An 11,400-nucleotide genomic window follows, 5' to 3' on the forward strand; every position below is an offset into this window, starting at 1 on the left:
CAATATATTTTAGGTTCATGAGTACTTACTGGGGATATTATTAGAAATATGTATTGAATTAAATACAAAGTGTATCTAGTATATTGTCTTTTTCTACCTTGTTGATACCAATATATTTCAGTGTAATTTGTAGGGTGCTCTAATTGAGTATTTCTTGCAACATCGCCATATCTTTTGTTTATAGAACCAATATCCAAAGGTTTTTAAATTATATATGAATAAATTATGCCTTCTTAGATAAAGTAAATCGAGTTCAGATAAACGAAGAACATAGAATACATAATTTTAACTAGACTTATTATTAGCTAGTGTATCCTCACCACCAAGCTCTGCCTCAATCTGCGAAGTCTTCGATGACTCATCCATACGCCAATACGTAATAAAGCTGATCGCGATACAACCCGCCACATAGAAGTAGAATAATGATTCCATTCCGATACTTTTTAGCCATAATGCGATGAACTCAGCTGTTCCGCCGAATATCGCGACTGTTAGTGCATATGGTAAACCTACGCCAAGTGCGCGAATTTCGGTCGGGAAGAGTTCTGCTTTTACAATTGCGTTAATTGATGTGTAACCAGTAACGATAATGAGACCGACCATCATGAGTAAAAATGCTACGATTGGTTCTGTCGTTTTTTCCATGAAGAAGAAGATCGGTGCTGTTAGTAATGTTCCGAGAATACCGAATGCCATTAATAGTGGGCGGCGTCCGATTTTATCGGATAGTAGCCCTGCAATCGGTTGAAGTACGACGAAAATAAGTAGTGCGACAAAGTTAATCCAGCTTACAACTTCTTTCGGAAGGCCGACTGTGTTTACCATGAACTTTTGTAAATATGTTGTGTACGTATAAAATGCAACAGTGCCTCCTAATGTTAGGCCGACTACTGTTAATACTGCTTTCGGGTGTTTCATAAGTGCACGAACGGTTCCTGCGCTTTCGCGTTTTTGTGATTTTATGTTTGAGAACTGCTCCGACTCATCCATCGTGCGGCGAAGCCATAATACAGCTACTGCGCCCATCGCTCCAATAATGAATGGAATACGCCATCCCCAAGCTTTCATATCTGGTTCGCTTAGTAATTGCTGAAGAACAATTTGAACACCTAACGCAACCATCTGTCCAGCAACGAGCGTTACATATTGGAAACTTGAATAAAAACCACGGCGTCCACTACTAGCCATTTCAGATAAATACGTTGCGGAAGTTCCATACTCTCCGCCGAGTGACAACCCTTGAAGTAAACGAGCAAGAACTAAAATAATAGGGGCCATAATACCGATACTTTCGTAACTCGGTGTACAGGCAATAATTAAAGAACCACCGGCCATAACTGTAATGGAAAGCGTTAATGCTGCCCGGCGTCCGTGCCGATCCGCATAGCGTCCCATTAATAAACTTCCGATAGGGCGCATTAAAAATCCAACTGCGAAAATAGCTGCTGTGTTCAGTAACTGACTCGTTGGATCTCCTTTAGGAAAGAACTCTGCTGAAAAATAAACAGCGAAAGCAGAGTAAACGTACCAGTCGTACCATTCAATTAAATTGCCGACAGAACCTTTGAAAATATTGCCGGCGACTCGGTTTGATTTTACTTGAGCCATACTAATTCCTCCTCTTGCTTATAAATAAAATAATAATTATGAAAGCGCGTTCATTGTAGTTGAATTGTACTGTTCTTTAAATAAAATCTCAATATTATGACAATTTTATTCTTTTTGTACTTTATGAACATGGATATTTTTAATAGTTGCTTCATTTTCAGTTTTGTCATAATAATAGAAAAAGGAGATTGATAGTTTTGAATATTTTATCAAAGGGTATGGGGTATGAAAAAATCACGCAAAGTGTCATTACAAACGAAAATAGTAAGCTTAATTATCGCGTTAATTTTATTTGTCGTTCTCCTATTAGCGGGAATATTTGTTTACATTCAGTCCGTTGATACGAAGCGCCAAGTAGAACAGTTAGCACTGCAAACGGCTAAATCTCTTTCTTTTATGCCAGCGATAAAAGAGGCTTTTCAATATAACGAGCATAAAAGTACCATTCAATCCATTGCGGAACAAGTTCGTGAGCAAGCTGGTGCGGATTATGTAATTGTGGAAGATCGCTATGGAGTTATGTATTCCCATTCTAATTCTGAGTTGATTGGTACAAAGAGTAACAACCCGTATAACTATGAAGCACTCACTTTTGGTGGTTATTATACGCTCGAAGGAAATGGTACAAGCGGTCCAGCTTTAATGGCGAAAGCACCTATTATTGTTCATAACGGAGATTACGATCAAGTAGTAGGCGTTGTGACAGTAGAGTTTTTAATAAAAGGCATTGAATCTAACATATTGAGTAGAACGAAAGAAATTATCCTCTTCTCCTTAGCGGTATTAATAGCCGGCATTGTTGGTGGAATCCTTTTAGCGCGTAGCATCAGGAAAGATACACTCGGTTTAGAGCCGAATGAAATCGCAGCGTTATACCGGGAACGAAGTGCGATACTACTATCTATAAAAGAAGGAATTATAGCTATTGATCAAAACGGTTTTATTACGATGATGAACACGTCGGCAGAAGAAATGCTTCATGTAAATGATGATTATATACAGCAGCACATTTCAAAGGTTTTACCGGAATTTCATATGGAGAGAGTGCTAGAAACCGATCAAGAAATCGCGTTTCAAGATAAAGTGTTTATTTTAAACATGACACCAATACTCGAAAATAATAGTACGGTAGGCGTTGTATGTAGTTTTAGAGATAAAACAGAACTGCAAAATCTAGTGAACACAATATCTGAGGTAAGAAAGTATTCAGAGGACTTACGCGCCCAAACACATGAGTTCACAAATAAACTTTTTGTCTTATCAGGATTACTTCAGTTAGGACATTACAGGGAAGCGATTGAATTTATTCAACAAGAATCTAACATTCATCAAAGTCAAAACCATATTTTATTCCATCAAATTCATGATGCGAAAGTACAAGCTATTTTATTAGGAAAACTCGGAACAGCGTCTGAAAAGAAAATCGATTTTCATATTGAAGGAGATAGCGCGCTTCATCCGTTACCAGACCATATAAAGGTTTCGCATCTTATTACGATCCTTGGAAACATAATCGATAATGCGTTTGATGCGGTGAGTGAACGAGAGGAAAAGAGTGTTTCCTTCTTTGTTACGGATATTGGCAACGATATTGTGTTTGAAGTGATAGATAGCGGGATAGGAATACCGGCAGAAAAAATAACAACCATTTTTCAAAAAGGATTTTCAACAAAAGGAACTGATCGTGGTTACGGACTAGCAAACGTGAAAGAAATGGTAGATCTACTAGAGGGAACAATTGAAATTCAAAACGAGAAAAATGGGGGAGCTATTTTTACAATTTACCTTCCGAAAACATTGAAAGAAAGTACATGACAAACAGGGGGATGGACATATGTTGAAGGTTGCAATTGCAGAAGATGATTTCCGCGTCGCGCAAATTCAAGAGGAGTTTTTATTAAAAATAAAGGATGTAAAAGTAATCGGAAAAGCATTGAACGCGAAAGAAACGATGGAACTACTACAAAAGGAAGAAATCGATTTACTTCTATTAGATAATTACTTACCAGATGGAATTGGAACTGACTTATTACCACAAATTCATGCTGACTTTCCAAGCGTTGACGTCATTATGGTAACGGCGGCGAATGAAAACCACATGTTAGAAAAAGCAATTCGAAACGGCGTAAGCAACTACCTTATAAAACCGGTCACGTTAGAAAAATTCGTTCGCACCATTGAAGACTATAAAAGAAAGAAGCAACTATTACATAGTAACAATGAAGTGAATCAAGCACTCATCGATAACTTCTTCGGCACTTCGCAAACAGAAGACATAAAAAACTTACCGACAGGTGTGGATCCGTTAACACTGCAAAAAGTGAAAGGAATTATAAAAGGATTCGAAGAGGGTATTACAATAGAAGAAATGGGAGAACAAATGGGGGCCTCCAGAACAACCGCAAGAAGATATTTAGAATACTTAGTAGCGACAAACGAATGCACAGTAGAGTACACATACGGCATTATCGGACGACCAGAACGAAAGTACCGAATAGGACGAGGACTATGAAAAAACGATTATTACTATGTATATGGATCATGACAGGAGTAATAGCTGGTTGTTCCTCGGAAAAATCCCATACGAATAAAGTGAACATCGACAAAGTAGAAATCGTTGCGCCGAATGTTCAAGGAGCCGGATGGGACTTAACAGCACGGTCGATGCAAAAAACGCTCACAGAAGAAAAAATCTTCACAAAACCAATCACAGTCACAAACAAAGTAGGTGGCAGCGGTGATGTCGGATGGAAATATACGAAACAAAAAGGCGGTCACGTACTGGCGATTAACTCAAGCTTACTCATAACGAACAACCTACTAGGCCACAGTAAACTAACATATAAAGACTTCACCCCGCTCGCAATACTCGCATCGGACTGGGAAGTCGTTGTCGTATCAAAAGACAGCACCATAGATAACGCAAACGAACTAATGAAACAACTAAAAAAAGACGAGAAAAACTTCAAAATCGGTGTTGCCCCCGGCCTAGGAAACGACGATCACCTATCCTTCGTACAAGTAAGCAAAGCCTTCGGCATAAACCCAGCCGAACTACAATTCTTCGTCTACGAAAACAAAGAAAAAATCATAAACGCCCTAACGAACAAACAAATAAACGCCGCAACCATGACCCTATCCGAAGCCGAAAAACAATACAAAGCCGGCAAAATAAAAATACTAGCCGTATCCGCACCAAAACGCCTAGACCGACTACCAGAAATCCCAACATGGAAAGAACAAGGAATTGACGTCATATTCCAGCACTGGAAAGGAATTATGGGCCCAAAAGATATGACGGAGGAAGAGGTTGCTTATTGGGATGGTGTTATTAAGAAGATGGTTGAGAGTGATAGTTGGAAGGGGATTTTGAGGGAGCGGGGTTGGGAGAGTTTTTATAAGGGGAGTGGAGGAATAAAATTCTTTCTCGATAAGGAAAATAAAATGTATGATGAATTGAGGAATGCAAGAGGAAAGTAGTGCACCATATAATGTTAGTTCCTTTTGGGGTATTAGCATTAGGATGAAGAAAAAATTGAGCTTGATTAGTTGAAAAAAGATTAGTTTCCTTAAAAATTAAAGTGAATTTCTGATGTTTTGTAATAATTATTCATTCATTATGTTCTTTAATTAAGACTAATAATTTAGTGGTTAAAGGGAAGCAATGTATATTGATAATTTCACTTGTTATTTGTCTATGTTTGTTATGGTGTGTTACATATAAAAATATATTATTGTTATAAATTTTACATAGCATGTTGGCTCTCATGAAAATTGGTAAAGTGAGTTAGTCTTTGGTATAATTTAAAAGCAAAAAAGAATCGTTCTTTTCGATTAAGTTGGTCATAAAGACTTGATTATTTTAAAAAGAACGATTTTTTTTTATGTAAAAAAGTTATAAAGTATGTTATCAACAGTTATAGGATAGGGAAATATATGAGTTATCTCTATCGTCAAAATATAGAATGTTTTTTATTTTTATATGATAATTAACGATTTTGTGAAAAAGGGTTAATTGAGCTGAAATAAACTAATGGTTTAGTAATAAATATTTTTAATAAGAAGGAGAAGTACAATTGAAAGTTATTGATTTATTTTGCGGTGCTGGAGGATTTTCAGAAGGATTTGAGAGAGCTGGTTTTGAAATAGTTAGAGCTTATGACATTTGGGCACCTGCAATTCTGACACATAATCAAAACCATGGGAATGGTAAGCAGATTGCTTTTAAGGGGGATATTTATGAAATATCCATGTTAGATAACGAAGAATTTGAGAAATGGATACCAGATACAGAGGTTATAATTGGTTCTCCGCCATGTATAGCTTTTTCAAACTCGAATAAATCAGGAAAAGCCGATAAGACTGAGGGAATAAAATTAATTGAGGCTTTTCTACGGATTGTTGCAAGAAAGATGAGCAAGCCCAATAGCAAATTAAAATATTGGGTTATGGAAAATGTAGAAAACTCTTTAGGATTTGTAGAAGATAATTATACAGCTGAGGAGTTAAGTTGGCCTGAATTAGGAGATTTCATATTAAATGTTCCCCAAAAAAGAATATTTAATATGAAATACTTTGGGGTTCCTACAAATCGAAAGCGTTCTATATGTGGCCTGTATCCAGATTTACAAGAATTAAATGGAGAGAAGGATATAATTACTTTAGGAGAAGTTCAAAAGGCGTTAGGTAAGCCAACTCCTCTAAGCTACTCTAATTCTTCTGAAATAGTTAAGGATCCTATCTATGGAATTGAAATGCTTAGTAAAGAATTAACAGATCATCATTATGTTAAAGAAGTGCCTTATTTTGAATGGATAAAAGCTAAACGCCAAAAACAGGATAAGGGCTATATGGGGAAAATGGCATTTCCTGAGAATAAGGATAAGCCTGCGAGAACAATTATGGCCACCTTGTCTGGATCTTCTAGGGAATCTATGATATTTAATTTAGAAGATTCTGAAAACAGGTACAGATTCCCAACTATTCGAGAAGTAGCGACATTAATGTCATTCCCAATTGATTTTCGATTTTACGGGGATAGTGATTCTGTAAAATATAGAATGATTGGCAATGCAGTAACTCCAAAATTCTCTTACGAAATAGCAAAGGTTATTCGTCAAAACCTAAATTATCAAATGTCTAACGATAGATTTTCAGTTCGAAAAAAATTTAATAAGGATATACTTTTTACAAATTTAAATGGGACTGTTTTTGATTTAAAGAAAGAAAAACCAAAAAAGTTTGAATCCAAGTATAGTTATCATGTACCATATATTATAGAGAAATCTTACAGAGTTGGTTTAGAAAACCAATTTTCTGATGGGGTTGTTCATTGGAAAACAAAAATTCATTATTCTCAGGGCAAAAATGCCAAAGTATACGAGAATATTTTTGTGAATTTATGTTTATATGAGCAAGAGGAAATATTAAAAATCACTAAATTTATAAAAAAGTATATTAGAGAAACTTATTCTTTCGAAAATATCCAAATTCAATATTGTAAAACCGTTGAAGATAGAGATGGCGTTGGACCGGATGAATTATTACAAGCTATTAAGGAATTTGTAGAATCTAATAACCAATTTGATAGATTTGTGTTTATCAAGGAAATAGGTAAAGAAATTTCTATGAAAATTGTTACGTCATATTATCTGTTAGAAAATATTTTAAAGGGGATTGAAGATGGCATCTAAAACAAAGGCATTAAGTGAAGATTTAAGAATAGAGAAACTAAACGAAATCAAAAAAAGTCAACCAATTATGACCGGTGTAAAGCTATTTTATAAGGGACAAGAAAGAAGATTTAATGTTTACCAAATACCTTTGGAGTATTTGGTTTATAACCCTTATAACGGAAGAATAGGTACGAAAGTAAAAACGTTTGAAGTAACTTCTCATAAGTTAAATCCTGAAAATCAGAATGATATTTCTATTATCGAACAATTTTTGTGGGATTCGAAGCATGATAGAAACAAGAAAACTTTAAAGAGTCTTTTGAAAATTGGTCAGCAAGAATATGGAATTGTCACTAAAAATGGCTATATAATTGATGGGAATCGAAGAGCCTCTCTTTTAAATAAAATAAATAATAATAAAGAGGAATATAGTAAAAATTATGATGTAAGACCTTGCAGTTACTTTAATGCTATTATCCTTGATGATAATGTTGGGCAAAAAGAAATTCTTCAGCTCGAAACTATGTATCAAATGGGGCGTGAGGAAAAACTTGATTATAACGCTACTGAGAAATATTTAAAATGCCAGCAGTTAAAAGAAGTAGGATATTCAATTGAAGATATAGCGGATATGATGGGAGAAGGAAGTTCTAAAAATATCCAGAAGTATTTGGATATTTTAGAGTTAATGGATCAGTACCTAGATTACTATGGTTATAATAATATGTATGCAATGTTAGATAAACGAGAGGGACAGTTTGTAGATTTAAATAATTATGAAAAAGCATATAGAAATCGAAGTGGAAACGCAAAAACGAACTGGAATCCTCAAGATGATGATATTTCTGAAATGCTGCAAATTAGTTTTGATTACATTCGTGCACAATATGAAGGGAAAGAATTTAGAAATATAGCTAAAAATGGGAAATCAACGGTTCCTCAAAGCTTTTTTGCTTCCAAAAAACTGTGGCAAGAATTTAGAGATAAACATTTTGAAAATGTTGAAGAAATCGAAGAAGATCCTATTGATGTGTTTTTATCGAGAGCGAATAATGATGAAGAAATAATTGATAGCTTAACTGAACGTGATGAAGAATGGACAAAGAAAGTTATTAAACCAATAAAAGAAAATTTAAAATACAGTAAAAGTAAGTTAGATAATATTCAACAAGCTGACAAACCATTAACACTGTTAGAACGAGCTAAAAATGCGTTGTTAGAAATTGATGAACATCAGGAAAGTTTATATAGTGAAGATGTATTAGCAACAATTAAAGAAATAAATAATTTAGCTTATAACCTTTCTAAAACGGTTAAGAAACAGCTAAATCAAACGGTGTGAATAATATGGAAAATTTAAAAATTAATTCTCTTAAAGAAAGTTATTTACTATCGGGTGAAGATACTAAAAAGCTCAATAAACGTATCATATTCCATTTGAAGAGGGCTTTTGATGCAATTGAGACTGAAAAAGGTCTTGAAATCCCGAAAAATAATGAGAATGTTATTTCTGAATTAAGTGATTATTTATCTAAAAAACAAATTAGTTTACTTTTAGATACAGAAGCAGACCATACATTAGTTAATTTGTATAAGGAAGAAATGGATTTTAAAGAGTTCTCAAATAAAGCAAAAGATATTTGGAATAGAAATGTAAATGAAGGTGAATTTCGAAAATTCTGTGAATCGCTAAATGGAAATTTGGTACGTACTTTATATCCATTGCAGCTGTTGGCTGCATATCACTTAGCTTTTTCTCAGAATGCTTGTAATTTTTCAGTTCCGGGAGCCGGTAAAACAAGTATAGTCTATGGAGCATATAGTTATTTAAATTCACTAGATATAACACATAAACAATTTGTAAATAAAGTACTTGTGATAGGACCACTAAGTTCCTTTGGCCCATGGGAAAATGAATTTAAAGATTGTTTTGGAAGAGCACCTGAAGTAAAAAGGCTTTCGGGGGGGAATCTTTCAAGTGAATTAAGAAAAAGATATTTTTTTAGTAGAGATACTGCTGAATTAACTTTAATTTCGTATCAAGGTATTATTAATCAAAAGAAAAATTTAGAGTTCTTTTTAAAAAATAATGATGTAATGATCGTACTTGATGAAGCGCATAAAATAAAAAATACAGATGGAGGTAGTATAGCTGAAACTATATTAGATTTGGCTCCGTTAGCTAAAGGTAGGGTGATTTTAACTGGAACTCCTGCTCCTAACGGATATAGGGACTTATATAATTTATTTAAATTTATTTGGCCTAATAAAGAATTAATAAATTATAGTTTAAATCAATTGGATGATATGACAGAGAATCCTCGAGACCCTAGAATACAGCTGTTAATTGATGATATCTCTCCTTATTTTGTGAGAATCAAAAAGAAAGATTTAGGTTTGCCTGATAAAGTGGAAAATCCACCTATTGTGGTACCCATGGATAGTACTCAAAAATTAATCTATGAGACCCTAGAACAAAAGACTATTAAAGATTTAGTTGATAATGACGTAGGTCTAGTAGATGAGTTTAAAAAAGCTAAAATAATTAGGCTAATGCAAGCAGCAAGTAACCCATATTTATTATTAAAGCCAATTCAAGAAGGGATTTCAGGCATAGATTATTCCCCAAAAACATTTGATGAAGAATTAATTAATACCTTGATTAACTATGAGCGAACAAATTCAGTTCCTCCTAAATTTGATGCTGCTTTAAAGTTAATTCAGGATTTAATTAGAAGAGATGAAAAGGTAATTGTTTGGGCTATTTATATAGATACTGTTGAAAGATTTTCGGATTATCTTCTAGAAAACGGAATAGAGTGTAAAATTTTATATGGAAAAACTAAGGTAGAATCAGAAGGTTTAGATGAGGCTGTGGAAACTAGGGAGAAAATAATTAGGGAGTTCCATAGTGATGAGTCTGAGTTCAAGGTTATCATTGCGAATCCTTTTGCTGTAGCAGAATCTATTTCTTTACATAAAGCTTGCCACAATGCAATTTATTTAGAACGAAACTTTGATGGGGCGAGATACGTTCAATCTAAAGATAGGATACATCGTTATGGATTAGGTATGAACACTATAACAAATTATTATTATCTAATAACCGAAAATTCGATTGATGAAGTGATTGATGATAGGCTGATTGAAAAAGAAAATTTAATGATTCGTGTAACTGAAAACTCTGACATACCCTTATTCCAAGTATTGGATGAAGAGATTGATAAAAGTGATATTAAGGCGTTGATTGAAAACTATGTTAGCAAAAATCGTTAACTGTCGGGCATATGCTGATTTGCATAAATGTATATTGGTGCTAAATGTTTTAAAGTCAGAGTATAGATCTTTTCAAGAATTGCATACATATTTTTCAAATGACATAGTGATAAATATGAATCTAGGGGATACCTTAAGGTTATTTGAGGTGCTAGGATATCTTTTCATAATTGAAGAAAATGAGATTACGAAGTATAAAGTTATAGACACTGAGTATAGTCATAGCTCTATAATAAAAGATATTTTAAATTTATTAATCAAAAATAAGGTATGTGAATTACATAGGATTGATTTCGATTTTTATATTAAAATTAATCAAGAGTTCTATGCACTTCGAAATTTATTATTACTCTCAGAATCTATAATGAAATCTCAAATAAAGCAATTTTATCGGATTGATGGTGTTTTTTCAGATTACTTGCAAAAATTCTCGCGGAAAATTAGCAAGGAGCAATTCTTAAAGCAATTAGAAAAGCAAAATGAGTTAGGAGAGCAAGCTGAAAAGTATGTTTTAAAACTAGAACGTAGTAGGTTTAATTCTTTACGTGAAATTAAACATGTCGCGCTTGACGATAATAATATTGGATATGACATAATGTCTTTTATAGATGATAAAAGTGATGAGTATGATAAATTTATTGAGGTTAAATGTTATTCAGGGTATGTCAATAGATTTTTTATAAGCAGAAATGAAATAGCACAATCTAAGAAATTAAGAGAGAATTATTTTTTGTATCTTGTTGACTCTAAATTTGATTCTCCTCCGGTCGTTATTCAAGATCCTTATAAATTTATATTTAGTAACTCGGAAATAGCTTATGAAATTGAAAATATTAGCTAT

Annotated in this window: 8 protein-coding genes and 1 pseudogene; 7 read left to right on the forward strand and 2 right to left on the reverse strand. The window is 33.8% G+C overall.

The features are described from left to right. Nucleotides 1–58: 58 nt before the first annotated feature. Nucleotides 59–201: pseudogene (locus tag ACO6VI_RS25460) on the reverse strand (integrase); the annotation flags it as partial. Nucleotides 202–285: 84 nt separating this feature from the next. After that, a complete protein-coding gene (locus tag ACO6VI_RS25465) occupies nucleotides 286–1,608 on the reverse strand; it encodes an MFS transporter (protein WP_098818797.1) in 1,323 nt (440 codons plus the stop codon). A 225-nt stretch (nucleotides 1,609–1,833) separates the two neighbouring features. Here ACO6VI_RS25465 and ACO6VI_RS25470 point away from each other — a divergent pair, with 225 nt between their 5' ends. From ACO6VI_RS25470 to ACO6VI_RS25500, 7 genes are all read left to right on the forward strand, one after another. After that, nucleotides 1,834–3,423 (forward strand): ATP-binding protein, encoded by a 1,590-nt coding sequence (locus tag ACO6VI_RS25470; RefSeq protein ID WP_098818798.1) that lies wholly within the window; start codon nucleotides 1,834–1,836, stop codon nucleotides 3,421–3,423. A 19-nt stretch (nucleotides 3,424–3,442) separates the two neighbouring features. Beyond that, on the forward strand, nucleotides 3,443–4,120 hold the full coding sequence (locus ACO6VI_RS25475; RefSeq protein ID WP_098818799.1) for a response regulator: 678 nt from the start codon (nucleotides 3,443–3,445) through the stop codon (nucleotides 4,118–4,120). After that, nucleotides 4,117–5,088, forward strand: a complete 972-nt coding sequence (locus ACO6VI_RS25480; protein ID WP_161519959.1) for a tripartite tricarboxylate transporter substrate binding protein — start codon at nucleotides 4,117–4,119, stop codon at nucleotides 5,086–5,088. The genes ACO6VI_RS25475 and ACO6VI_RS25480 overlap by 4 nt, the downstream gene beginning before the upstream one ends. 596 nt (nucleotides 5,089–5,684) lie before the next feature. Continuing rightward, nucleotides 5,685–7,301, forward strand: a complete 1,617-nt coding sequence (locus tag ACO6VI_RS25485) for a DNA cytosine methyltransferase (RefSeq protein WP_000862953.1) — start codon at nucleotides 5,685–5,687, stop codon at nucleotides 7,299–7,301. Continuing rightward, nucleotides 7,291–8,625 (forward strand): hypothetical protein, encoded by a 1,335-nt coding sequence (locus ACO6VI_RS25490; protein ID WP_000157331.1) that lies wholly within the window; start codon nucleotides 7,291–7,293, stop codon nucleotides 8,623–8,625. Before ACO6VI_RS25485 ends, ACO6VI_RS25490 begins: the two co-directional genes overlap by 11 nt. A gap of 5 nt (nucleotides 8,626–8,630) precedes the next feature. After that, nucleotides 8,631–10,559: a DEAD/DEAH box helicase gene (locus ACO6VI_RS25495; protein WP_000429253.1), complete on the forward strand. Its 1,929-nt coding sequence runs from the start codon at nucleotides 8,631–8,633 to the stop codon at nucleotides 10,557–10,559. Further along, the coding region (locus tag ACO6VI_RS25500) for a DUF3883 domain-containing protein (RefSeq protein ID WP_422424393.1) at nucleotides 10,540–11,400 on the forward strand (861 nt) is incomplete at its 3' end. The genes ACO6VI_RS25495 and ACO6VI_RS25500, both read left to right, overlap by 20 nt.

The sequence above is a fragment of the Bacillus sp. PSXD-155 genome, from assembly GCF_049310765.1.
GTDB classification, from domain to species: domain Bacteria; phylum Bacillota; class Bacilli; order Bacillales; family Bacillaceae_G; genus Bacillus_A; species Bacillus_A cereus.

What these genes read in the sequence shown, in the direction of transcription:
- ACO6VI_RS25465 (WP_098818797.1), bottom strand. Translation starts at nt 1,608, where the DNA reads ATGGCTCAAGTAAAATCAAACCGAGTCGCCGGCAATATTTTCAAAGGT.
- ACO6VI_RS25470 (WP_098818798.1), top strand. Translation starts at nt 1,834, where the DNA reads ATGAAAAAATCACGCAAAGTGTCATTACAAACGAAAATAGTAAGCTTA.
- ACO6VI_RS25475 (WP_098818799.1), top strand. Translation starts at nt 3,443, where the DNA reads ATGTTGAAGGTTGCAATTGCAGAAGATGATTTCCGCGTCGCGCAAATT.
- ACO6VI_RS25480 (WP_161519959.1), top strand. Translation starts at nt 4,117, where the DNA reads ATGAAAAAACGATTATTACTATGTATATGGATCATGACAGGAGTAATA.
- ACO6VI_RS25490 (WP_000157331.1), top strand. Translation starts at nt 7,291, where the DNA reads ATGGCATCTAAAACAAAGGCATTAAGTGAAGATTTAAGAATAGAGAAA.
- ACO6VI_RS25495 (WP_000429253.1), top strand. Translation starts at nt 8,631, where the DNA reads ATGGAAAATTTAAAAATTAATTCTCTTAAAGAAAGTTATTTACTATCG.